Origin of the sequence: Halobacillus mangrovi (assembly GCF_002097535.1) — a bacterium.
GTDB lineage: Bacteria > Bacillota > Bacilli > Bacillales > Halobacillaceae > Halobacillus > Halobacillus mangrovi_A.
This window is the reverse complement of the sequence record NZ_CP020772.1, coordinates 3093636-3117475: the sequence shown is the minus strand read 5'-3', so window position 1 is coordinate 3117475 and position 23840 is coordinate 3093636. Positions and strand designations below refer to the sequence as shown.

Here is a 23840-nt window from a genome sequence, read left to right as displayed (position 1 = left end):
CAGGGGGGACGGCTCTTGAACGATCGCGATGATTATAAGAAAGACATCATAGATGATGATCTCTATGAAGAATTTGATGATGAAGAATTATACGACTTAGTTCAGGAAGAAAAGCGGAAGGCATGGGAAAGAGACCGGCTTGAAAGGGAAGAACAGAGGAGAGCCAGGCGCCCCTTTCCAAAATGGATTTTCTGGGTAATTGCTATCATGATGATCACCAACATTGTAGCTGTCTTGCCCAATACTTTCTCGATTCCTGCTCTAGACTTTTTAAAGACCTCAGCAGCTTTATCGACTAATGAACAAGTGCAAGGCTATAAAAAATCAGTCGTCGTCGTAGAAGCTGGTCAAAGTAAAGGAACGGGTTTTGCCATAAAAGATGATGGGACGATTGTAACCAATCACCACGTTATTGAAGGAGCAAAAAGAATCTCTGTAGCTTTTCCAGATAAAGGATTGTTTCAAGCTGATGTTGTGGCTGAATACCCCGAAGTAGACCTGGCCGTATTAGATGCAGAGGGAGACGGTTTTCCTCACTTGGAATTGGCAGCACAGACGAATTTTGAAGAAGAGGAACATGTATATTTCATAGGGAATCCTTTGAAGTTCACAGGAATTGCTAATCAGGGAAATATCCTTGGTTACAAAAATCTGGATGACTGGGATCAGCCTGTGCTTATGCTGGATGCTCCTATTTACAGAGGTAATTCAGGAAGTCCGGTCATTAATGACAGTGGAAAGGTTATAGCCGTTGTGTTTGCTACATTGTATGAGGATGTTGAAGGCAGGGTAGGGCTTGCTGTTCCGATCGATTACTATTATCAACAACAATCCAATTAAATCAAAAAAAGTGTACGGAAGAAAGCCCTTCCGTACGCTTTTTTCTATTCTTCTTCTGCTAATTCCAATACCGGAATAGGGTTGAAGTCTAAGAGCTCAGCGAAGTAAATGAGGTTATAGGTCATCCGGTGTACCTCTTTTTCTACACATGCCCATTCGCTTGCCGTTGCATCGTTAAAATGCTTGGTACATATAGCGCTGGCATGTGGGGGAAGCGTAAAACCAAGCATCGTTAAACGATAATGAATGGATTGGGCGGCTAGTGGCGCGCCTCCATCTCCTTCATCCGAGACAATAGCGCCGCCGACTTTATTATAGAAAATCCCTTGTCCTTTCCGGTTTTTCATATGATGATACCCTTGAAGTCTTTCTAAAATTAATGTGGCAATACTTGTTTTGTCTCCCATAGCAATTGGAGTAGCGAAGAGAACGATATCTGCCTCCAAAATTTTTTCAAAGATGAATGGCCAATCATCTTCCCCGTCAAGTTTGGGTGTGATCCCAAAGTTTATATGAAAATCTCTTAAATGAATCCTCTCGATGTCAATTTCTTCGCTTTGAAAGAGGTGTGCGGAATGATGGAGGAGCTTTTCAGTATCTGTAGGTTTGTTTCCTTTTTCTAAACTGCAGTTCAATAAGACAGCTTTCAACATTATTCCTCCTTTTCCGATTCTATTAACCATACATAAAGGTTTTTCCCAACAGAGAGACCGATAAACCTCCTGTTTGTGTGGATAAAAGATCAGGACTTTAGGCTTATGAGTATACAATTTCTTAAGTTAATGGCTTCATTTAACTATCAATAATGACGAATGACCTATTTTTTGAAATGTTTATTTAATAAAATGTAACCCTCATGTGGTAGACCATTCTCTCTATATTCAGTAAAATAGTCATGCTCGATACAATACCTGACATCCTTTACCTTTTTAAGGGACAATACGACTTTCAGATGGATTGGTTGATACATTTTTGTAACATAAATGAAACACTCTTTTGAAAGACACCCACAAATCGCATATTTCATGCGAAATCTTTAATGGCTGGAGGTGATAGAGGTTGATCAGAAGGCTGTTTAAGAAAAACGACACCTCCCTGGATGATCAAGTGCAATCAGCTAAAAACGGGGACGACGAAGCAAGAAATGAAATACTCAAACAGTATCAACCTTTCATCGCCAAAAGTGTATCAGAGGTATGTAAAAGATATATCGATCCATCTAAAGATGATGAGTTCAGTATAGGATTGCTTGCGTTTAATGAAGCTATTCAGGCCTATTCCTGTGATAAAGGCAGCTCTTTTCTCTCTTTTGCAAGATTGGTTATAAAGCGAAAAGTCATTGACCATATTCGTAATGAACAGAAGAGGCCTGATGTCACTTCCCTTGACGAAGAATATTATGACGAAGAGCAAATGGAGAATCCTTCGGAAGTAGCTGCAGCCAAGGAACGTCATCAACTAGAGACGGAAGCCTGGTACAGGCGTGAAGAAATTTTGGAATTTCAAGCGCACCTTAAGAAGTACAAGCTGACATTCGAAGATTTAATTGATTCTTCACCTAAACATAGAGATGCGCGTGAATCAGCTGTTCAAGTAGCCAGAATGGTGTACGAGGACAGATCTCTACGTGAAAAAGTCATCACTAAGGGCCGGTTACCGATCAAAGATCTTGTTGATCGAGTTGAAGTGAGTAAAAAAACACTTGAACGTAATCGGAAATTCATTATCGCACTCGTTATCATCTTTGATGGAGAGTATGACTATCTAAAAGACTACCTGAAAGGGGTGGGTGTGTGAGAAAAGGTATTGTCATGGAGCAGAAAAAAGAGTACACCATCGTCATGACACACGATGGCCGTTTTCACCGAGCAAGATGCCTTCAACATGCAGAAGTAGGCATGGAAGTTCACTTTCAGGCATTGCAGGAAAAACAAACGTTGTTTCAATGGAGTCAAATTATCGATAAGAGTCATTTCAAAGTAGCGATCATTACACTCGCACTCTTATTGGCTTTTTTTCCCATGTACTCATGGTATGGAAGCAATCAGGCGTATGCCTATGTAAATATTGATATCAATCCAAGCGTTGAATTGGAATTGAATGATAAGATGCAGGTGCTAGACATATCTCCGAAGAATGAACAGGCTGAAGAAGTTTTAGCGAATCTGAACGGATGGAAGAAGCGCGACGCTTCAGAAGTCGCCTATGACATGATTAACTTAAGCAGAGAAATGGGCTATGTGAATTCTGATAATCAGGTATTAATAGGCATCAGCTATATACAGTCTGATCAGATCGATGAATACTCAAAACAAATGGAACAGTTTTTAGCTGAACGTTCCACTGGGATGACTATTGCCACATTCCTTGTCCCAGAAGAAATTCGTCAGAAAGCGAATAAATCGGATCAATCGGTTAATGCCATTATGGCTGAGAGAATAGATAGTCGAAGTGCTTCCAATATTGATGAGAATGTTTCAGAGGTTTCAATAACTGTTGAAGATGATGATAAAGAAATTATACAATCCTTTTATAAGAAAACACCACCATCATCGGACGAAGTAGAATCTTCGATTAAAGAGAAGCCAATAGAACCTAAGGCTTCCAATTCGCTGGAAAATCAAAAGCATTCAGACGGTCATCATTCTCAGTTCAATGAAGAGCCGAGTTCTGCGAAAGGTAATGAGACAGCCCCGGGCCATCTGAAAAAACAAGAGAACTCTCCTGAGAAGAAGAGCACTGCATCTAAAAGTAAATCCGAAAATTCTTCTAAAGACAAAGCGGAGAACAATTCTAAATCTAAAGAAGAAAACCCGGGTAAAGACGAACAAAAAAAGAACTCTACCGTTGAAAAAAAAACAAACAAACCCAAATTGAAGAATAAAGACAACAATAAACCAAGCCAAAGCCAAAAGAATGAAAAAGCAAATAATAAAGATAGTGAACAGAAAAAGTATAATGAAAATATAGGCAATAAAGATAAAAAAGACAACGGTAACAAAAATGAAAAAAGTAAGTAATCGCACACTCTCGCATATCGGGAGTGTTTTTTGTTGAAATTAAAGGGAACAGAAGGGTAATGTGAAAATAAGGAGGGAACTTATATGTCCAAATCATACCACGGAGTGAAGGACGGGCAGTTAGCTGAGTGCCCAAACTCACCCAATTGCGTATCGACTCAAACTGAAAAAAGTGACAAACAAATGCAGCCCTTGCCCTTCACCGGAGATCTTGCTGAAACGAGAAGACGACTAAAACAAATACTTAACGATATGGATCGCACCTCTATCGAAATGGAAACAGATACTTACATCCATGCAATCGTCACAACCAAATTGCTGAGATTTAAAGATGATATAGAATTTTATTTAGATGAACAAGAGGGTCTCGTGCATTTTCGCTCGGCATCACGTGTCGGTTATTCCGATCTAGGTGTGAACAGAAAAAGGATGGAGAATATCTCTGAATTGTATCAGCGGAGAAATGAGGAGGAGAAAGCTTGAATTTTGATTATCAGATAGCGGTGATTGGAGGTGGGTCAGGCGGGCTGACAGTTGCAGCAGGTGCCGCAAGTTTTGGTGCCTCTGTAGCACTTATCGAGCGAAAGGCCGAACTAGGAGGAGATTGCCTCCATTACGGATGCATGCCTTCTAAGGCACTCATTCAATCAGCAAAAGAAGTTTATGAAGCTGCTCACTATTCTTCTTTTACTTCGGAGGAATATGACAGGCTCTTCAGGCAAGCCATGGAAAGAGTTGCTGCAGCTGTGCAAGATGTTCAAGAGCATGATTCAAAAGAACGGTTTATTAAACTAGGCATTGATTTGTATGAAGCGGAAGCTGCTTTTAAAGATGAGCATACGCTTATTGTTGGAGATAAAACGATTACAGCTAAGCGCTTTGTCATTGCGACAGGATCTTCGCCTATCGTTCCTCCGATCAATGGATTAGATACAGTGGATTATTTAACGAATGAAACCATTTTCTCACTAAGGGAGCGGCCTGAATCTTTAGCTGTCGTGGGAGGCGGCATTATTGGTATAGAATTATCTCAGGCGATGGCACGTTTAGGAGTAGAAGTTACGATCATTGAAGGCGGAGATGAAATTCTTTCGAAAGAAGACCAGGAGATTGTCAGAACTGCCCACGACCTTTTGTCTCAAGAACTAAGTGTACTTACAAGAGCGAAGGTTGACCGGGTGGATAAGAAACCACAGGGGCTCACCGTATATTACACGAAGGACGGTGCGGAAGGTTCCATTGATGCAGAACGGATTCTTGTTGCTGCGGGACGAAATGCGAACGTCGATGCCCTTGAGCTTCAGAACGCAGGAGTAAAGGTAACTCGAGGTTCTGTTGAAGTGGACGCTACTCTCCGTACTACTAGCAGACATATTTATGCCGTAGGTGACTGTAACGGCTCGATGCCTTTCACTCATGTAGCAGGCTTGGAAGGGAAAGTTGCTGTCTCGAATGCTGTTCTAGGGCTCTCAAAAAAAGTTTCCTACGAGAAAGTTCCGTGGGTGGTTTACACCTCGCCAGAAATCTATCACTTAGGACTAACGGAAACAGAAGCCCAGGAGAAGTATGGAGATCATTTATTAACCTTTAAGACAATGCTTCGAAATAATGACCGCTTTATGGCTGAACGTCATAAAGAGGGGCTTGTTAAGGTGATGACAAACCAAAGAGGAAAAATTGTAGGCGCCCATGCTATAGGGGAAGGGGCGGGGGAATGGATGCAGGAGGTAGGAACATTGCAGGCCTTAAATAAGAAATTCCAGTCTTTGTCCAACGTCGTTCACCCTTACCCGGCGAGAAATAATGTGGTTTCTCAAACGGCAGACTTGTACTGGCGAGAAAAGCTGTTTGACAGCTCGCTGAATAAAGCGATCAGCTGGTATGTTCAAACCTTCAGGTAACAGGAAAGAGCTGTCCATACTTAAAGGACAGCTCTTTATTCATCATGAATCTTTTGTTGTTGATCACCCATTAGACCATAGAAAAACAAGTGTGTGATTTCTTCACTGAATTCAGCTGGGGATTCTTTCATCATCGGAGAGTTCGATTGCATGGCCTGGTAATACATTTCTACATAAAACATAACGGTACGAAACGATAGCTCAGGGTGAATGTATCCCTGTTTTTTACCTTGATCAATCAATTCCATCAGGAGAGGAACTGTATCTTCTTCTGAAAATTTTCGGATGAATTCCTTTATATGGGGCTGGTCAGCCATCACTGATTGAATGAAGTCAGGACTTATATGAAGAGCACTTTCTTTTTTCCCTTGGATGACAGTGCTGATTTTATCCTTGAAATTCAGTTTTTCGTCATGCACGATTTCTTTGAAATAATCAAACTTTTCATAAACGAATTTTTTTACTGTTTCGAATAGGAGTTGATCTTTTCCTCCAAAATAATTGTAGATCGTAACTTGTGATACTTGAGCTTTTTGAGCAATCTCCTGAATGCTCACCTTTTGCACACCGTATTGAGAGAATAGATCAAAAGCAGCGTTCAATATATTTGCTTTTTTACGTTCTTTACGCTTTTCAAAACCATTCATAGGGCTACACCTCTTCACGTTCATATTACATTGAATTATGAAGTATATCAATTCATACATTTCATTTCTCTAAATGGACAAGTTCCAACTAGACAGATGGTTTTGCTGTTAAGTACGATAAGGATAGAGGGAGAACCTTAACAAGAGAGGGGATTTTCATGTCTAAGCTTGATTTGACGCAATATGAAAAGAAAATTATCGTTCGTAATATGCAAGAAAAAGACATAGACCAAATCTTTGAACTTCAAGAAGCGTGCTTTCCAAATATGGAACCATGGAAAAGGAGTCACTTGGAAAGTCATCTGAGTATTTTTCCTGAAGGCCAGTTCGTGGTGGAATATGAAGGAAAAATCATCGGTAGTTGCTCTAGCCTTATCGTCAACTTTGATGAGTATGATGATAAGCATACGTGGGATGACATTACAGATGAAGGTTACATTACAAACCACGATCCAGACGGGTATAATCTGTATGGAATTGAGGTCATGGTTCACCCGGAATATCGCGGGATGAAAATTGGCCGTCGATTATATGAAGCTAGAAAAGAGCTAGCGATGACCCTGAATTTAAAGAGCATCATCATTGGCGGCAGAATTCCTAATTATCATAAGTACGAAAAGGAGATGTCTCCGAGAGAATACGTAGAAGAAGTGAGAAATCAAAATATTTATGATCCTGTGCTGACTTTTCAAATTATGAATGGATTTACAGTGATGAGGATCAATCCCAATTACTTGCCGGATGATGAAAAATCCTCAAAATACGCGACGCTCATGGAATGGAACAACATTGATTATCGTGCGCGTACGAAACGATATTTTAAGACAAGTAACCCTGTGAGAATCATGGTGATTCAATACATGATGAAGAACATTGACTCATTTGAAGAATTTGCTAAGCAGTGTGAGTATTATGTGGATGTTGCAGCTGATTATGGCTCTGATTTTGCTGTATTTCCTGAGATATTCACCACTCAGTTGATGTCCTTCTTAGATGAAAAAGTGCCTTCGACAGCTGTAAGGCGTTTATCTGAATACACGGAAGATTACATTGAGATGTTTACTCATTTAGCTGTTAAATACAATGTCAACATCATTGGCGGCTCACACTTTGTTGAAGAAAATGAACAGATTTATAATATTTCTTATTTGTTTCGAAGAGACGGAACCATTGAGAAGCAGTATAAGATCCACGTTACTCCTAACGAACGGACGTGGTGGGGAATTCAGCCAGGTGATGCTGTGAAAGTATTCGATACGGATTGTGGAAAAATTGCTATCCAGATCTGTTACGATATTCAATTTCCAGAGCTTGCCCGCTATGCTGTGGATCAGGGGGCAAACATCATTTTTATTCCATTTTGTACAGATGACCGACAAGGGTACTTGAGGGTCCGCTATTGTGCGCAGGCAAGGGCTGTAGAAAATCAAGTGTACACGGTGATTGCAGGTACGGTTGGGAACTTGACTCAAGTAGAAAATATGGATATTCAATATGCCCAGTCTGGCATTTTTACTCCATCTGATTTTGAATTCGCAAGAGATGGGATCATAGGAGAATGCAATCCAAACGTAGAAACGGTCGTTGTTGGAGATGTTGATTTAGAGATCCTTCGCCGTCAGAGGAAATCAGGAACCGTTCGCCAGCTTCGTGACCGCAGACGGGATTTGTTTGAAGTCAGTTATAAGGTGGATACGCAAATTAAGAGAGAACGAACGTAGAAGGAGAGAGATATCGTGTTAAAGGATCAAGTAGCAGTAATCACTGGAGCATCTAGAGGAATCGGTAAGGAAATCGCAAGTCAGCTTGCTCAAAAAGGCGTACGGCTAGCCTTACTGGGAAGCTCGGAGGATATTCATCATACAAAAGAAGAATTAGAAGGAAAAGGCTTCTCTAACATCTTATCCTTTACGGCTGACGTAAGTAATGAGAACGATATTGACCATGTCATACAAGCAACAAAAAATGCATTCGGAAGAGTGGATATTCTGATTAATAATGCGGGTGTGGGTCAATTTAAACCAGTCGAAAAACTAACCGTGGAAGAATGGCAGAAAACTTTTGAAGTGAACGTTCAAGGAGTATTTCTGGCAAGCAAAGCTGTACTGCCCTTGATGAAAAAGCAGCAATTTGGAACAATTGTGACTGTAGCTTCTGATGTCTCCCGTTACACCATTCCGGAAGGCTCACTTTATACGGCGACCAAGTATGCCGTTCAAGGCTTTATGGGTTCTTTAGCTCAAGAAGTAAGAGAACACGGCATTAGAGTCGGAACAGTTAATCCAGGGATGGTGGACACCTATTTTGCCAATGGTACAAAAGGTGACCCGGAGAAAGCAGACTGGCTGAAAGTTCAGGATATTGCAGAAGCAGTCGTTTATATGGTACAAGCTCCTAAACATACGGTGATTGATGAATTACACATTCATCCGCTCATCCAGCAATATCCGCGTGTTTAATTGAACATAAAACGCCACCTCAGGTCATCCATTTTATGGAAAATCGAGGTGGCTGTTTTTAATATATATAAAAGGTAGGGGGATGGGTTGTAGCCTGGGCGTGATCTAGATAATTCAACAAATTCTCATGCGACTCAAGCATTTCGCTTTCCGTTCCGGGGTAATAGCATGCATGCAAAAAGGTCTCGATTTTTTTTGATAAAAAATGATCCCGCGTGCGTACCATTAGAACGAGTAAGTCGTCCCATTGACCCCAGATCATAAAGTGTAAAGCTTTATCGTAATCATGATGATTCATGGGTCACACATCCTTTAGCAAGGAGTGTTTTTATTATGACCTAAGCGATCATCCATAAGTCAGGAAGTTCGTCACAGTTAGGGAAAAAACGACTTCATTTGATCAAATTTTCCCAAAGAAGACATAATTTTGTTATGATAATAGAGAAAGTTTTGCATGTAGGAAGATGAAGGGAGATTCAGTGATGACTGAGAAACAATTACTTTATGTCAATTTGGGCGGGGTCATTGCTTTCAGTTTGTTTATGCTTTTAAGTTTCGCAACGGCTGAAGCGGAGACTGCCCATAGGGTAATCATTGTGATCAGTGAGGTGTTAGGCGGGTTGACATTGATCAGCGCAATTATTTCCCTTTCATACATAAAAAGCGAGCAAAGATTTGTACCTATATCCATCATTGCATTTCTAATTGCTTGGTTGATCTACGCCATCGGGTATGAAGTCGGGATTGATGAAACAACAAAATATAGCTGGATTTGGTTCATTAGCCTGTACATAATATTATTTGCTGGTTTTTACATAATAAGGAATTGTTATAAAAAGGTACTGGGTTATTATAAGCTGCTTCCACCTTTTTTATTGTTTTTAAATGGTATGCTTTTTGTATTTCTACTTTTTATTCATATTTGGTGGCAGTTGCCTTTCAGTGGTTAAAGTCTTCCTCATGGAAGGCTTTTTTATTAGGTCTTTTATGATGCTTTTTGGAAACCATCGCCTTCGCATATTTACATTCGAACGACACATACTACAACTAAGCTTCTAAGGAGGGATACCAATGAAGTTAAAAGCATTCGCCATCGGCTTATTAGCTGCTTCCTCTCTGGTTGCCTGCCAAGCAGAACAGGAAACAGGTACTGGCCAGGATAACTATGAGGGTGTACAAAACACTCGTTTTGAGCGTGCTGCGGACAATATGTATGAAGAAGGTAATCGTGTTAACCAATACGACAATGACCGTGGTATGGTTCACAACACAAATTATGATGTTGCAGAAAGAGCAGCAGATAAAATTGCCAGAGACGTTAAGGGAATTGAAAGAGCGTATGTTCTCAAAACCCGTGACAATGCCTATGTTGCAGCCGTTCTAGATGATAACAGAGATACAACAGATCTTTCCGATAAAAAGGAAAATGAAATAACTAAAGCGGTTAAAGCTACTGATCAGGATATCAATAACGTATATGTTTCAACAAACCCTGATTTTGTTGATTTAACAAACAACTACGTCAATGATGTTCAAAATGGAAATCCTGTCCGTGGATTCTTCCAGGAATTTGGTCAAATGGTTGACCGTATCTTCCCAGAAGCCCGATAACAAAAAGCACCAGGCCTCCCAATAAGGGTGCCTGGTGTTATACTTTTCGCCACTTTTTAATTGAATTCCATCATAAATCTTCCACTCCACTGCTTTTGTGAAGACGATAAATACCTGCACCAGATAATGGTCGTGTGTTTGTGTCCCCATTCCCGGTTTCCTGATAATCTGCCGGCTAGGCACTCTTTTCCTATTTGCTATACTATGAATAACTAAAAGAGGGGAGTAATGTCAATGATCTCTATTGTACGACCAGAGGAGGCACGTGCTTTTGTTTCTTTATCGAATCAACTTGAGAAGGAGTCTGATTTTCTTTTGTATGAGGCAGGGGAAAGGGGGATGTCTATAGAAAAAGCACGGTCACTTATTGAATCGATAGGAAAACAAGAAAATTCCGTGCTTTTTGCTGCAAGAGATCATAATAAATTGATCGGACATGTGATGTGCATCGGGGGCAGTGCAAAACGAAACCGTCATTCCGCAAAAGTCGTTACAGGCGTATTGGCTGGTTACCAAGGGAAGGCGTGGGCCAGTCAATTGTTTGCAAAAGTAGACAGATGGGCCATTGATCATCATATACATAGACTTGAATTGACCGTCATGATTCATAATGAGCGTGCACTCAAATTATATAAAAAAATAGGTTTTAAGGTAGAAGGAATAAAAAAACAATCTTTGCTTGTAAATAACAAATGGGTAGACGAGTACTTGATGGCAAAAATATTCTAGCACGATTTGATATGGGGACATGTCATCTATCTTTCATTTTCCTTGTGATGACTTCATATAGTTAAGATAAGCGAAATTCAAGGAGGGGGCATCTTTGAAACCAGAAGATCACAAAAAGCTCGAATATGCGATAAGAGAGATTACGGACATCGCAAAAGGGTTTGGGCTTGATTTTTACCCAATGCGATACGAAGTCTGTCCTGATGATATTATTTATACGTTTGGTGCTTACGGAATGCCGACGCGATTTTCCCATTGGAGCTTCGGAAAACAATATTACAAAATGAAAATTCAATACGATCTTGGCCTAAGTAAGATTTATGAGTTGGTGATCAACTCGAATCCTTGTTATGCTTTTTTGTTAAATTCGAACAGCCTGATTCAGAATAAATTGATTGTTGCTCATGTGTTGGCTCACTGTGACTTTTTCAAAAATAATGCCCGTTTTCAAAATACAAAACGGGATATGGTAGAAAGTATGGCCGCAACCGCTGAGCGAATTGCTGCTTATGAAAAGCTTTATGGTAAAGAAGAAGTAGAGTCTTTCCTTGATGCTGTCCTTGCCATTCAAGAGCATATCGATCCTTCGATCGTCCGTCCAAAGTTAAACTGGTCCATCGATGATGATGAAGAAAGTGAAGAGAAACGTTTATACACTCCATATGATGATCTATGGAAAATGGATGAGTCGTCTTCGGAAGACCGCCCAGCCTTTAAGAAAAAACGGAAGTTCCCACCTCGCCCTGAGAAGGATTTACTCCTTTTTATTGAGCAATACAGCAGGGAGCTCGAAGACTGGCAGCGCGATATTTTAACGATGATGCGAGAGGAGATGCTTTATTTCTGGCCACAGCTTGAAACGAAAATCATGAATGAAGGCTGGGCTTCTTACTGGCATGCAAGAATCTTAAGAGAAATGGATCTCACGAGTGATGAAGCGGTCGAATTTGCTAAACTCAACGCAAGCGTCGTGCAGCCTTCAAAAACTCAATTGAATCCGTATTACCTGGGGTTGAAAATATTTGAGGATATTGAAGACAGATACGATAACCCATCAGATGAAATGAAGAAGCACGGCGTAGAACCTGGTTCAGGAAGGGAAAAGATTTTTGAAGTACGTGAAATTGAATCTGATCAAAGCTTCATTCGCAATTATTTAACTAAAGAGCTTGTTCGAAGAGAAGACTTATATTTATTTCAAAAGCAAGGACAAAAATATAAGATCACAGATAAGGACCATGAAGCCGTCCGCGACCAGCTTGTGACCATGAGGGTAAATGGAGGTTTTCCTTACATTACCGTCCAGGATGGCGATTATGTGAAAAGCGGAGAGATCTATTTGAAACATCATTTTGAAGAAGTTGAACTCGATATCGGGTACTTGGAAAAAGTACTACCATATATTTATCAACTGTGGGGCCGCCCGGTTCACATAGAAACAAGAATCGAAAATCGTGAAGTCGTTTTCAGTTTTGGTGGGAAGAAAGTCCAAAAGAAATATCTATAAAAAAGTTCACCTTTCGATCTCCTGTGGAGAGAACTCGAGAGGTGCCTTTTTTTGTATGAAAAAGGCGATGAGATAGCGTTTTGTAAAGCTTTAGGTTTGATATAATGAAGACAGGATTTAGTAGAATGGGGGGAGCAAATTGAGGTGGACCCGTTTAGCCATTATTGGATTTGTCGCCGTTCTCGCTGCTGTATTTTTCTTTTATTTAGATAACCGTACTTTTAATCGCTTAACGGAAGATCATCAGTATCCGATGCTCGTAGAGCCGAAAAGTCACCCTGTCTCCCTCACAGAAAGCTCTACCAAAATCCCTGAATCTGGGATTCATATGACTAAGTTATATACGATGCAGAACAATAAAAACCTTTTCCTTGGCATCTGGTACAGAGATAGTAATAATGTCATGAATGCGGAAGGGGATGAGTGGAAGCGGACGGACGGTGAGGTTCAGCTTCTTGTCAAAGCCGTTGATGAAAACGGGACTACATTTAATGGAGAAACGAAGAAAGCGGTACGTGGAACATTTTCTACCTTCCAATACATTCACTTCAATACGTTTAATCTTAGTGAAGAATCAAAGAAACTCGATCTTTATTTTTACCCGGTTACTACTGACGGTGAAAAAGAACAACCAGCAGATCATCCTTGGTTTGAGGTAAGCGTCCCTGTTTCCTCTTTCGAGTAAGGAAACGTTGCTTCTGAAGCCGCATATGATACAATGATAAATAGCCTAAATTGAAAAGAGGGGACGAAATGATGATTAAGCAGCTTCTAAGTATCAACAAGCTTATTTATCATTTTCGTTCTGTTAAGAGAGCATAGACTTTAGTCTATGCTCTTTTTTTAACAAAGGGAGGTCTGTAAAGCGTGAGATATAAGAGGGTATTATTAAAAATAAGCGGTGGAGCTTTGAGTGGGAATACGAAGGACAATTTTGATAACGGAAGCTTAGAACATATTGCCACTGAAATTCTTGCCCTTGTCAATGCTGGAGTAGAGGTCACGCTTGTTGTAGGCGGTGGAAATATCTTTAGAGGTCGGACCGCAGAACAGTGGGGGATCGATCGTGTAGAAGCTGACAATATCGGGACGCTCGGAACAGTCATAAATAGTTTGATGCTCAGAGGAGTATTGAAAAGCAAAACAGAAAAAGAAGTACGTGTGATGACGTCTGTGCCGATGTCTTCGGTTGCCGAACCCTATATTCGTCTCAAAGCAGTGAATTATTTAAAGAAGGGCTACATTACGATTCTCGCAGGTGGAAACGGGCAGCCCTTTGTTACAACGGATTATCCGGCTGTACAACGTGCCATCGAATTGGAATGTGACGCAATCCTTGTTGCAAAACAAGGAGTAAATGGGGTATACACAACGGATCCTACGTTAAATCAAGATGCAAAACTTTACGGGAATTTAAATTATAATGATATTCTTTTACAAGATATCCAGGTGATGGATCAGGCTGCGCTATTACTGGCACGCGACCATCAACTGCCTGTGCACATTTTTAATTTCAACGAGCCTGGAGTGATGATGGATTTATGCAAGGGACAGGATTTTGGTACATTAATCTCTGATCAACCTTCCTCATTTCAGGAAGAAGTGTAGGTCAAAAGACATATATTCGTTTCAATTTAATCAATCTGACCATGAAATCTAATTTTTCTGATACACTATTCGTTAATACATTGAAGTGATAAAAGGAGGAAGAGAGATGACGATTTATGATCACGTCCTGACGGAAAATGATTTTGTTCATCAAAATAATCTCCGTTATCCATTTGAAGAAAGAGGACTTCAATTTGGAGATGGCATATATGAAGTGATTCGTGTTTATGGTGGGAAGTATTATCTGATTGATGAGCATGTGGAGCGTTTATACAGGTCTGCAGAGGCTGTTAAAATAGAGGTTCCTTATAAAAAAGAGGAAATGTATGAACGTCTAAATCAATTGTTACAACAGAATAAAGTGGAAAGTGATGCAAAAGTATATCTGCAAATCACCCGAGGATCGGCTCCAAGGGATCACGCTTTTCCTCTTGATACAGATGCTAACCTTTATGCCTATGTAAAGGATCTACCGAGAGCGATAGATAAGATGTGGGATGGAGTGGAAACCATTACTCAACATGATGTGCGCTGGGATTGGTGCTATATCAAGAGTCTCAACCTTTTGCCGAACGTTCTGGCAAAGCAGGCTGCAACGGAAGAAGGTTGCTATGAGGCTGTTCTTCATAAAGATGGAGAAGTGACGGAATGCAGTTCTTCTAATGTTTATTTAGTCCGTAATGGAAAAGTGTACACCCACCCTGCGAAAAAGAATATTCTACACGGGTGCGTTCGAATGAGAATTGAGGAATTTTGCAGACAGGAAGGGATTACATTCAAAGAAGAATCCTTCCGTATAGAAGACTTTCAGTACGCAAATGAGGTATTCTTAACGAGCAGTACATCTGAAGTTATGCCGATTTTGAAAGTCGATGAGCTTACGATTGGTAATGGTGAACCTGGTCGGATCACACGCAGGCTTCAGGAGCTCTATGAAGAAGATGCAGGAATTTCGGAAGATCAGTCCCTATTTAAGAAAAATGCAAAAGCACAGTAAGGATGAAAAGGCACTGCTCCTAATAGGCGGTGCCTTTCTCGTTTAATAAGGAGAAGATTTGGGGATAACTTTTGTAACTATGCTATAATTCCAGAGACTGAAAATTGAATGGAGGTCTTGGTATGTCGAAAGTTAAATTAGAGTTAACATCTAAACAATATGAAAAGCTTGTAGAGAGTGTGTTTCTTGGGACGTGGATGGTCAATTCGACTAAGATGGAATTGGATGAGGACTTTGAAGAAGTCAGAGAACTGGTGCTTTCAAAATATAAGGAAGCTGGACTAGAAGAAAAGGTTGTTCATCAGGAAGAAATGGGAATTCACGATTTAGACGTAGACTATGAGTCGAAGCTTTTAGATACTTATGTTGAAGAATATGACGAATTTAGTTTCTGGGATAAACTCGTTGAAAAGCTTGCCGAGAAAGAAATGGTCGAACGTTTTGGTGCTCCTGAAGGAAAAATGACGGACGAAATGATGGAAGCTCGCCTGGAAATCGAAGAGAGAATCGGATCGAAGTTAGAAGAGACAGGGGTTACACGACTATCTTTTGATGATGAATAAAAAAACAAGCATGGACGCTACGACCATGCTTGTTTGCTTCCTCTTATCTTGTCGCTTTCGTACGTTGGTGAGGTTCAGACCATAGGCTGGCCACAGGACGTGCAAGCTGAAAGGACCATTGGATAAACGGACCTAGCAATAACGCTACAATTAATGTTCCGAAACCGACCGGTGCTCCTAGAAGATAGCCCACTAAAGCCATAGCGGATTCTGTGAAGATCCTTACAGAGCTTTTTGACTGATTGGTTTTCTCATTCATGATCATCATGAAATGATCTAATGGGATTCTAGGGAACGGGGTTCTTAAGTATACGGCCACACCTACGGCAGTAGCGATCAGGCCAAGTGTAAAGATGCCCCACTGGGCCCACCAGACTTCATAATTTACATTTTCAAGTATTCCATATAAAAAGATATCAACAGTCCGGCCTCTAATAATTATGGGAATGAGTGATTCAAATTGTGGGCGTTTTTTTTCAAGCCATGCATTGACTAAAAGTAATATTACAAAAGCAATGATCATGACCGTTCCTACGGTAACTGGGAAATGCATGGATAACCCAACAGCAACACTGTCACCAGGACCTACGCCAAGCCCGGATTGAATGATAAGAGCCAGACCAAGACTGGAAACAATCAGTCCAGTCAAATAGATAAGGAATAGAAAAAGGTATTTCATGATAGACTCCTTTAATCCGTCTAAAATTGTGCTTCATATATCATATATGCTCGGTTAAGAGATGTAAAGCTATCCATTCGCAAATGTTTCCATTGATGGTGACAGGGAAGTAAAGTATAGGGAAGATAAAAGGAGGAATGAAGATGCAATATGCAATCGTTACCGGTGCTTCCAGAGGACTCGGGGAGGCAGTAGCTCATCAATTAATCGAAAAAAATGTAAATATCATTGCGGTCTCACGTAGTGAAAATGAGAAATTAAAAAAGAAAGCAGAAGAAAGAAAAGTAGATTATTATCATTTAAGCTGTGATCTAAGCGATCCAGCACAATTAGAAGATGGTCTGGACAGAATCGTTGATATTGCTTTTCATGATGATACACACTATGTCTATGTTGTGAACAATGCGGGTGTCATTGAACCGATCGACACGATAGGGAATTTTGCCTCAGCGGATGTACAGAAGCATGTACAGGTTAATTTAACCGCGCCAATCCTGATCATCAACCGTTGTATAAAAGAAGCAAATCAAAAGGATATAAACACATTTGTCATTAACATTACTTCTGGAGCTGCTGAGCGTCCTGTCCATGGATGGAGTACATACAGCAGTACAAAAGCAGCTATCAACCGATTCACAGAGACACTAGCTCTTGAACAGGAAGGAAACGGACACAAGATTTTGGCTTATAGTCCGGGAGTGATGGATACCGATATGCAAGGGGAAATCCGTTCAGCTTCGGAGGACGAGTTTGCGGACGTTGATAAATTTAAGCAAATGAAAGAAGAGGGAAAGCTGCGTTCCCCTGATGAAGTGGCGGCTGTCCTGATGGATTTAATTAACCAACCTGATGAAATTGAAAACGGAAAGGTTTATAAGCTTTACGATCTTGTAGGCAAGAAGTAAAGGCACGACCCTACCTATGTTCAGGCTGTCAGTTTAGTACTGACAGCCTGTTTTTTATTGAAAATCATTAATTAATGTTTGATAATTTCAATTTCCGCGGTATTGTCCCGGGCTCTTATCCTTGCTGTTCCTCCAATAGGAAAAGTGAATTGAGGCGTCGTATGTCCAAAGCTCGCCTGAGCAATGACAGGTATGTGTTGGAGTTCTTTTTTTGATCGAATGATTTCCTTAAGAAGATCTAAGGACATATTAGACTCTTTCTGAAACCGCCCAATCACAAGACCTTTCACTTTTTCAAAGCCTGGTTGATGAATAAGCGACTGCAAATCCCTGTCGAATGTCTGTGGGATCGTCATTTCGTCGTCTTCTAGAAAAAGAATGGAGTTATCCAGTGAAGGCATGTATTCCGTTCCCTGAAGGAGATTAAGGGTACATAGATTGCCGCCTAGAGAGGTGCCACTCGCTTCTCCTTGATTAATGATTTCATAACCTTCATTTTTATGGAACGTCCGATTTTCCTGATCCAAGTACCATTCATCGTCACTCCAATCTGCAGCAGGTAAAATGGCAACAGGGGAATCTTGTGTAATTATTTTTTCAAAGTATTTCCACGTGTAATGAATTCCTTTTTTCATCCCGAACGTTGAAAAGTGTGGACCGCTATAGGTTACAAGCCCTGTTTTCTTATAAAAAGCGTTGGAAAGGACAGTAATATCTGAAAATCCGCAAAAGATTTTAGGGTTTCTTTTGATTAAATCATAATCGATATAGTGGAGAAGCTGATTACTATCAAATCCCCCTATCGTTGTAAGAATCATTTTTACATTAGAGTCACGAAATGCTTCATGGATATCTTCTACCCTTTTTTCGATTGAAGTCGATGTCCCAATTTTCTCTGCTTCTGCATGGAGGCTGTAGCTAACGCTTACGCCTAGATTTTCTAACCTTTCAGTAGCCAGTTCTCTCTGCTCCTGTGCGATCATGGAAAGACTCTCAGCGGGAGAAATAACCCTGATTTCATCCCCTTTTTCCAATTTATTTGGAAAGAGCATGCTCTCACTCCTTTACGATTAAATCATTATAATATATCAATTTTTCTGATTTTTGTCTATCCTTTTTGAAACTTTACAGTCGTTCGTTCGTATAAAAGGGTAAGAGGTGAACTCAATGACAGGATTAATTATGATCGGTGTATTGGTCGGGTTTATGATTTTGGGTATAGTGAAGATAGCTAGCAGGGAAAATAGGGGCGACTATTCTCATATTCATCATACTCCCCACACTCACGATAATTCGAGTTTCTTTGGCGGCGATGGTGGAGGCGGAGACGGAGGAGGCTGCGACTAAGCAGCTTCCTTCTTTTATTTTAATGAGTAGATACTAACTTCTTTAAACCTCTTATCCCAAAAATTTAGTTGCGAGACTTTCATGGGCCCGTTACGTTAAAAGAGGTAGGGTTGGCTGGTAAACGGCTCGCTTTCCTGCGGGGGAACTGGCAAGCCTCCTCGTTCGCTGCGCTCTCTGTGGGGTCTCGCCTAGCCCCTTCTCCCGCGGGAGTCTCACCGTTTTCCAGCCAACCCATCTGTGCTATAAAACGGACCCACTGGAGATTTAAAGATTCCAGCATTCAGGAGATACATTGTATTCATGTTTTAAACCAGCGTCATAGAAGGACTTTTTATATCTTATAAGTGTATTAATAAGTTTCAAATTCTTGAAATCAAGATGTTTCCGTCCTTCTCATAAACGATGAAGGTCCGAGCAATCGCGAGACTCCTGTGGGATGAACATGATAGGTGAGACCCCGGAAGACGTAGTCTGAGGAGGCTCAGCACATGCCCACGGAAAGCGAGTGATTGCTCGGACCTCCAAGTTTTATCTATGGCAACGGAAATTTCCAAACTCACGTTATCTCCAAAGCAAGTCTTCCACTATGCTACTATTGTATAAGAGTGAATAGTGGAAGCTTGACGATTTTATTGAGCAAAGTCATTTTTTTAGTATGAATCCTTGGAAATGCGTCGGTCCATTTTTGGCTGATGGCTGTGGGACTTTATGGAAAGCTTCCAGGTGAAAATGTTTCGTTAAAATACTTTCAAGAAACTCATCCTTGTAGAAGGAAAAGAATCGCTTCGGATGGTGAAAATCCTTATCCCATACACCTTCTTGATCGATTCCTCCGTAAACCCCCATGTAAAACAGCCCGCCAGGTTTCATAATCCGTTTGATTCCCATCAAAACACCTTCAAGTTGATCTTTAGGGACATGAAGCAGACAGTTGAGCGCCCACACGGCGTCAAATGTCTCCTCTTGGAAAGTAAGCTGATCGAAACTCATCACCTCTGCCTGAAGTCCTTTTTCTCTACAATGTTCCACCATTTCTGGGGACAAGTCTGTAGCCTGGACATGTAAGCCTGCTTCTTGGAAAAAGAGGCTGTCCTTACCTGGCCCTGCGCCAATTTCAAGTAATTTTTTCTTATATGTACGAGTCAATCGATGCAAAAAGGAAGCGCGTTCGTACAACTTCCAGTCTTGTATCTCTGATTCATTTCTGTTTAGAGAGTGTGCATTATAAGCTTCAGCTAATTGCTGTTTTAATTTTTGTTCAATCAATTTTTCCTCTCCTTTTCTTTGCGGCGGTAGGTGAGCATAAGCATTCCATCATCAAACCGGTGGTAATCGATGAAATCTAGCTCCTCCTGATGTTCATTAGATTTGAATAGTCTTATTCCACTGCCGATCAGTACAGGCTGAATAGCTATATGATACTCATCGATCAACCCCATCCGGATAAAATCCTCAATCAGCATACTTCCGCCAACGATCCAAATGTTTTTGTTTTGATCTGTTCTTAACACGTTAATAAGAGGTGTGATTTGCTCAGGCTGGACAAATGTTGCGTAGTCGTCGTGTCCTTCCATTGTTTCACTGACTACGTAAACGTCCTTTGAATGGTAAGGAAACTCATCAGTCAATTCAAATAGTTGTTCATAAGTTTTTCTTCCTAGAATGACCGTATCTATCGTGTTAATAAAATCATCGTACCCATAGTCTCGATCGTCCCATAGCCAGTCAATGTCACCATTTTCTCTCGCTATATATCCGTCTAAGCTTTGTGCAATATATAAGACCACTTTGCCCATTTTCCTTCACCTTCCATCTTTTTCTTGCTTACGGTACCGTTTTCATCATATAATACATTTAGATGAAAAAGAAGGGACTGACGTTTAAAGCAATGAAGTACTAATTCTGTTTGCTGCGAGTATCTAAATATCACATTACTCGTTCCAGTTATACAGGATTGGTCTGTCTATCTTTGACCGTAGACTTCATTGCTTGATTACTCCCTTTACGACGTACATGGGGTTATTTTGCTATGAACAGGACCATTCCTCTCTGGGGCGAACAGGGAGGTTTTTTTATGCTTTATATGAAGGCGCAAAATATTGCTTATTCCATTGGTACACGAAAGCTGTTGGATATTAAAGAGTTGACAATTCATGAGGGAGAAAGAATTGGGCTTGTTGGTAAAAATGGTCAAGGAAAATCATTGTTAATCCGTTATTTAATGGGTGAACTTGACGTCCTTCCTCAAGTCGAGTGGCATGCTTCATTTGGATGGTTGAAGCAGTTGAATGAATCAAATAAGGCAGAGAGAAAGAGCGGGGGAGAGCAGACGCTTGCCAAGTTGGAGGATTTGTTTGAGCGTAAAAACAAGCTGTTGTTCCTGGATGAACCTACCAATAATTTGGATTGGGATCATATTGAGAAACTTGAAGAGCGCTTGAAAAGCCATCAAGGTGCTCTGATTGTTGTCGCTCATGACCGCATGCTGCTTGATCAAGTTTGTGATAAGATTTGGGAGCTTGAGGATAGCCATTTGAAAGAATACAATGGCACCTATTCTTTTTATGAAGAACAAAAAGCATTAGAGCGTGATCAGCAGTATCAAGAGCATGAAAAATATATTAAAGAAAAAAGACGGATGGAAGACCGGATTCGGCAAAAACGTACACAATCAAAGGGAATGAGAAAGCCGCCGAAACGAATGGGGAATTCTGAATGGCAGCTTGGAAAGAATAAAGCTGCAGGTAAACAGAAGAAAGTGGAGAGAGTTAGCAAAACTCTTGAAAGGCGGTTAGACCGTTTACAAAAAGTGGAGAAACCTTTTGAATGGGATCAAGTGAAAATGGAATTCGATCATTTCACTCCTTATCGCGGCCGCTTTCTCCTTCAGCTAAAAGATTTTGAAGTGAAGGTCTCTAACCAGCGCCTTTTCCATGTTAATCGTCTATCCTTATTGACAGGTAAAAAAACAGCACTGATCGGTCGTAATGGCGCAGGAAAATCAACGTTTATTAATGAGTTGCTTGATAGGAAAAACGACCTTTTTCCAAACGGAGTTTCAATAGGCTACTTTAATCAGAAGTTAGAGGAGATGCCAGAGGAAGTAACGGTTTTGGAGTATGCTAAACAAGAAAGCCGGCTCGAGGAGTCAAAGGTACGTATTGTATTAGCACGACTGCGTTTCTTTGAGGACGATATGAATAAACGAATCGCAGCTTTGAGTGGTGGAGAGCGCGTTAAATTAGCATTAGCCCGATTACTTGTCAGCGAACATCAGCTGCTTATCCTTGATGAACCGACAAACCATCTGGATGCTGAGGCGATTGATGCGCTGGAACAATTAGTTAATGAATATCCTGGTAGCTTATTGTTTGTTACCCATGACCGTACATTCGTCTCTCGCACGGCTGATCATTTATGGATGATTCAAGATCAAAAGATCGTGGCTTTTGAGGGAACGTGGGACGAGTGGGAAGAAAGTCGTCAAAAATCGGAAACTGTTGATGAAGATAGCTATGATCGTATGGCGTTGGAAACGAGAATGACAGAGTTAATCAGCCGTTTGAGCATACCGGCTTCAAGTGATGATCAACAGGTACTAGAAAGAGAATATCAGGAAGTTTTGAAGAAACTGCAGGAGCTGAAAAAATAAGAAAAGCGACCCTAATTGGGTCGCTTTTCTCTATAAATTGGTCGCTTCCTTGTTGTTCCTGAGGAACATGTAAAAAGAAGCGCCGAAGATCGTAATATAGCCGAGTACACTTAATAGGTCAGGCACTTGTCCAAATAGAAGGATACTGATAAGAGCTGAGTACACGACTGTGGAATAAAAGAATATAGATATTTCTCTTGCTGGTGCGAATTTATAGGCAATGGTTAAACCGAATTGACCTAAAGTTGCGAATGCACCAGCAGAGAGCAAGTAAATCCACTGCTTAAGCGTCATCGGTTCATAAAAGGCGATGGTAAACGGAAGAAGCGTAATCGTTGTAAAAAATGAAAAGTAAAACACAATGGTGTAAAATTTCTCTTTATCCCCTAAAACACGCAGGAGTGTATAGGCCCCTGCAGCAAAAACCGCAGAAAATACACCGGCCATATATGGGATAAACTCTAAAGAAAAAGCCGGTTTAATAATAAACAGTGTTCCAACAAATGCGATGATGATGGATACGATCTGGTATGTTCGTGCCTTCTCTTTTAAGAATATAGCTGAAAATATAATTAGCAAGAAGGGGCTAAGCTTATTCAACATATCTGCATCGGACAACACGAGGTTATCGATGGCATAGAAAAATAATACCATTCCAATCGTACCAAGCGATGACCGTGAGAGCAGCAGGATCTGGTTCTCTTTTTTTCCGAATAGCCGTTCCTTATTATATATAACAAACCAAAATGCGATGATTGCAGACACAAGATTTCGGAATAAGGTTTTCTGTACCGTAGGAAGATCGCCGGAAAGCTTAACGAGTGCAGCCATCATTGAAAAACCGAATGCTGATATTAATAGTAGAATAATTCCTTTATTTCTATTGCTCATGAGTGTTCCTCCAGTTGTTCTTATCTTGTGCAAAATCACCTTTACCATCCTAATACAAATAGAATTGGAAAGAAAGTCATAAAGGTTAGAGTTTTGATAAAAACTAACAATAGTTGACATAAGAAGACAGGTGTATGGGAAATCAGGTATAATGGAGTATATACAGATGTGAAAAGGAGGAACGGTTTTTTTGTTATGTTCTCAACCGATCGTTTGGAAGACAAGAACCATTGAAGACAATCAACAATTCTATGTAGAAGAGAACTCCTCGATAGATTTGTATGAAGATCAAGTGGTGACACCTTCGGAATCCATTTCAATGGAGAATATATTTGATGTTTCATTTAAGAAATTCTCTGGTGAATCTGGATTGCTGTACCTCCACACGAACCAGGGTGTGAAGACCTATATGGTTAAAGAATCCCCTTTTACATGGATCGAAACCTTTCACCAATATAAGTAACCCATAGATTCTTGAAACTGC

27 protein-coding genes are annotated in these 23840 nt (G+C 40.5%); 19 read left to right on the top strand and 8 right to left on the bottom strand.

What is annotated here, in order from left to right:
• Positions 1–15 precede the first annotated feature (15 nt).
• Complete coding sequence (locus HM131_RS15555) at positions 16–840, top strand: S1C family serine protease (protein ID WP_085030637.1); 825 nt, start codon at positions 16–18, stop codon at positions 838–840.
• A 44-nt stretch (positions 841–884) separates the two neighbouring features.
• Here the strand turns inward: HM131_RS15555 and HM131_RS15550 are convergent, their stop codons facing one another.
• A complete protein-coding gene (locus HM131_RS15550; protein WP_232324803.1) occupies positions 885–1493 on the bottom strand; it encodes a flavodoxin family protein in 609 nt (202 codons plus the stop codon).
• A gap of 406 nt (positions 1494–1899) precedes the next feature.
• Between HM131_RS15550 and sigI the strand changes: the two genes are divergently transcribed.
• From sigI to HM131_RS15530, 4 genes are all read left to right on the top strand, one after another.
• Positions 1900–2637 carry an RNA polymerase sigma-I factor gene (gene sigI, locus HM131_RS15545; RefSeq protein ID WP_085030636.1) on the top strand — a complete coding sequence of 246 codons (738 nt, stop codon included), beginning with the start codon at positions 1900–1902 and terminating at the stop codon, positions 2635–2637.
• Positions 2634–3860 (top strand): anti-sigma-I factor RsgI family protein, encoded by a 1227-nt coding sequence (locus HM131_RS15540; protein WP_085030635.1) that lies wholly within the window; start codon positions 2634–2636, stop codon positions 3858–3860. Before sigI ends, HM131_RS15540 begins: the two co-directional genes overlap by 4 nt.
• An 84-nt stretch (positions 3861–3944) precedes the next feature.
• A complete protein-coding gene (locus HM131_RS15535; protein ID WP_085030634.1) occupies positions 3945–4343 on the top strand; it encodes a DUF1499 domain-containing protein in 399 nt (132 codons plus the stop codon).
• A complete protein-coding gene (locus HM131_RS15530) occupies positions 4340–5761 on the top strand; it encodes a dihydrolipoyl dehydrogenase family protein (protein WP_085030633.1) in 1422 nt (473 codons plus the stop codon). The genes HM131_RS15535 and HM131_RS15530 overlap by 4 nt, the downstream gene beginning before the upstream one ends.
• A 35-nt stretch (positions 5762–5796) precedes the next feature.
• Here HM131_RS15530 and HM131_RS15525 read toward each other — a convergent pair whose 3' ends face one another.
• Positions 5797–6408, bottom strand: a complete 612-nt coding sequence (locus HM131_RS15525; RefSeq protein ID WP_198162648.1) for a TetR/AcrR family transcriptional regulator — start codon at positions 6406–6408, stop codon at positions 5797–5799.
• A 158-nt stretch (positions 6409–6566) separates the two neighbouring features.
• On the opposite strand from HM131_RS15525, the gene HM131_RS15520 reads away from it, so the two are divergent.
• Both HM131_RS15520 and HM131_RS15515 read left to right on the top strand, forming a co-directional pair.
• On the top strand, positions 6567–8129 hold the full coding sequence (locus HM131_RS15520) for a GNAT family N-acetyltransferase (RefSeq protein WP_085030631.1): 1563 nt from the start codon (positions 6567–6569) through the stop codon (positions 8127–8129).
• A gap of 15 nt (positions 8130–8144) precedes the next feature.
• A complete protein-coding gene (locus HM131_RS15515) occupies positions 8145–8867 on the top strand; it encodes an SDR family oxidoreductase (protein ID WP_085030630.1) in 723 nt (240 codons plus the stop codon).
• Positions 8868–8925: 58 nt separating this feature from the next.
• Here the strand turns inward: HM131_RS15515 and HM131_RS15510 are convergent, their stop codons facing one another.
• Entirely contained in the window at positions 8926–9165 is a 240-nt protein-coding gene (locus tag HM131_RS15510) for a YhdB family protein (RefSeq protein ID WP_085030629.1), read from the bottom strand.
• Between the two features lie 184 nt (positions 9166–9349).
• On the opposite strand from HM131_RS15510, the gene HM131_RS15505 reads away from it, so the two are divergent.
• The 8 genes from HM131_RS15505 (at position 9350) to HM131_RS15470 (ending at position 15882) form a co-directional block, all read left to right on the top strand.
• Positions 9350–9817: a hypothetical protein gene (locus HM131_RS15505; RefSeq protein WP_085030628.1), complete on the top strand. Its 468-nt coding sequence runs from the start codon at positions 9350–9352 to the stop codon at positions 9815–9817.
• Positions 9818–9938: 121 nt separating this feature from the next.
• A complete protein-coding gene (locus tag HM131_RS15500) occupies positions 9939–10478 on the top strand; it encodes a YhcN/YlaJ family sporulation lipoprotein (protein ID WP_085030627.1) in 540 nt (179 codons plus the stop codon).
• Positions 10479–10706: 228 nt separating this feature from the next.
• Positions 10707–11207, top strand: a complete 501-nt coding sequence (locus HM131_RS15495) for a GNAT family N-acetyltransferase (protein ID WP_232324802.1) — start codon at positions 10707–10709, stop codon at positions 11205–11207.
• A 94-nt stretch (positions 11208–11301) separates the two neighbouring features.
• On the top strand, positions 11302–12714 hold the full coding sequence (locus HM131_RS15490) for a SpoVR family protein (protein ID WP_085030626.1): 1413 nt from the start codon (positions 11302–11304) through the stop codon (positions 12712–12714).
• A 139-nt stretch (positions 12715–12853) separates the two neighbouring features.
• Positions 12854–13399 (top strand): hypothetical protein, encoded by a 546-nt coding sequence (locus tag HM131_RS15485; protein ID WP_085030625.1) that lies wholly within the window; start codon positions 12854–12856, stop codon positions 13397–13399.
• A gap of 182 nt (positions 13400–13581) precedes the next feature.
• Entirely contained in the window at positions 13582–14322 is a 741-nt protein-coding gene (gene pyrH / locus HM131_RS15480) for a UMP kinase (RefSeq protein WP_085030624.1), read from the top strand.
• Between the two features lie 106 nt (positions 14323–14428).
• Complete coding sequence (gene dat, locus HM131_RS15475) at positions 14429–15319, top strand: D-amino-acid transaminase (protein ID WP_085030623.1); 891 nt, start codon at positions 14429–14431, stop codon at positions 15317–15319.
• Positions 15320–15441: 122 nt separating this feature from the next.
• Positions 15442–15882, top strand: coding sequence for a hypothetical protein (locus HM131_RS15470; protein ID WP_085030622.1), 441 nt, complete (start codon positions 15442–15444; stop codon positions 15880–15882).
• 43 nt (positions 15883–15925) lie between these two features.
• Here HM131_RS15470 and HM131_RS15465 read toward each other — a convergent pair whose 3' ends face one another.
• Entirely contained in the window at positions 15926–16561 is a 636-nt protein-coding gene (locus HM131_RS15465) for a YczE/YyaS/YitT family protein (protein WP_085030621.1), read from the bottom strand.
• A gap of 143 nt (positions 16562–16704) precedes the next feature.
• On the opposite strand from HM131_RS15465, the gene HM131_RS15460 reads away from it, so the two are divergent.
• Positions 16705–17466, top strand: coding sequence for a (S)-benzoin forming benzil reductase (locus HM131_RS15460; RefSeq protein ID WP_085030620.1), 762 nt, complete (start codon positions 16705–16707; stop codon positions 17464–17466).
• 71 nt (positions 17467–17537) lie between these two features.
• Here HM131_RS15460 and HM131_RS15455 read toward each other — a convergent pair whose 3' ends face one another.
• Positions 17538–18518: a S66 family peptidase gene (locus tag HM131_RS15455; protein WP_085030619.1), complete on the bottom strand. Its 981-nt coding sequence runs from the start codon at positions 18516–18518 to the stop codon at positions 17538–17540.
• A 115-nt stretch (positions 18519–18633) separates the two neighbouring features.
• Between HM131_RS15455 and HM131_RS15450 the strand changes: the two genes are divergently transcribed.
• Positions 18634–18813 (top strand): hypothetical protein, encoded by a 180-nt coding sequence (locus tag HM131_RS15450; protein WP_085030618.1) that lies wholly within the window; start codon positions 18634–18636, stop codon positions 18811–18813.
• A gap of 642 nt (positions 18814–19455) precedes the next feature.
• Here the strand turns inward: HM131_RS15450 and HM131_RS15445 are convergent.
• Entirely contained in the window at positions 19456–20079 is a 624-nt protein-coding gene (locus tag HM131_RS15445; protein ID WP_157130843.1) for a class I SAM-dependent methyltransferase, read from the bottom strand.
• Positions 20076–20609: a dihydrofolate reductase family protein gene (locus HM131_RS15440; protein WP_085030617.1), complete on the bottom strand. Its 534-nt coding sequence runs from the start codon at positions 20607–20609 to the stop codon at positions 20076–20078. The genes HM131_RS15445 and HM131_RS15440 overlap by 4 nt, the downstream gene beginning before the upstream one ends.
• A 278-nt stretch (positions 20610–20887) precedes the next feature.
• Between HM131_RS15440 and abc-f the strand changes: the two genes are divergently transcribed.
• Positions 20888–22465 carry a ribosomal protection-like ABC-F family protein gene (gene abc-f, locus HM131_RS15435; protein ID WP_198162647.1) on the top strand — a complete coding sequence of 526 codons (1578 nt, stop codon included), beginning with the start codon at positions 20888–20890 and terminating at the stop codon, positions 22463–22465.
• Between the two features lie 30 nt (positions 22466–22495).
• On the opposite strand, the gene HM131_RS15430 is transcribed toward abc-f, so the two are convergent.
• Complete coding sequence (locus tag HM131_RS15430; protein WP_085030615.1) at positions 22496–23356, bottom strand: DMT family transporter; 861 nt, start codon at positions 23354–23356, stop codon at positions 22496–22498.
• 190 nt (positions 23357–23546) lie between these two features.
• Between HM131_RS15430 and HM131_RS15425 the strand changes: the two genes are divergently transcribed.
• Positions 23547–23819, top strand: a complete 273-nt coding sequence (locus tag HM131_RS15425) for a hypothetical protein (RefSeq protein ID WP_085030614.1) — start codon at positions 23547–23549, stop codon at positions 23817–23819.
• Positions 23820–23840 lie beyond the last annotated feature (21 nt).